The sequence below is a fragment of the Autumnicola edwardsiae genome (assembly GCF_031846505.1).
GTDB classification, from domain to species: Bacteria; Bacteroidota; Bacteroidia; order Flavobacteriales; family Flavobacteriaceae; genus Autumnicola; species Autumnicola edwardsiae.
Genome location: NZ_JAVRHP010000341.1, coordinates 1 through 298, shown reverse-complemented (window position 1 = coordinate 298; position 298 = coordinate 1). Strand labels below are relative to the sequence as shown.

At 41.9% G+C, this 298-nt stretch carries 1 protein-coding gene; it reads right to left on the bottom strand.

The features are described from left to right. Nucleotides 1-298, bottom strand: a 298-nt coding sequence (locus RM529_RS17930; RefSeq protein ID WP_489752743.1) for a guided entry of tail-anchored proteins factor 1, incomplete at both ends; no start/stop codon positions are given.

Sequence of the window (298 nt, the reverse complement as noted above, 5' to 3'; positions counted from 1 at the left end):
TCGGTGATCTTTTCCCGGGCGGCTTCTAACAAAGTATCTTTTTTGGCTTCGGTAGCTTTTATACCGGCTTTCAGGTCCTTTAGTTCTTTGTCCAGCTTGCTGTGCTTTTGCAGTTGGGCATCAATTGCTTTTTTGCGCTTATTGGCCGTCGGGATCTTTTCTTCCAGGTCGGTTATTTTCTGTTTTAAGTCTTTGATTTCCGCAGCATCGCCATTTGCATTTAGTAAAGTGCTTAAGGCTTTCTGGTATTCCTTAAGCTGTTTTTTATAAGTACGTACATCGGCATTGAGTTCTTTGA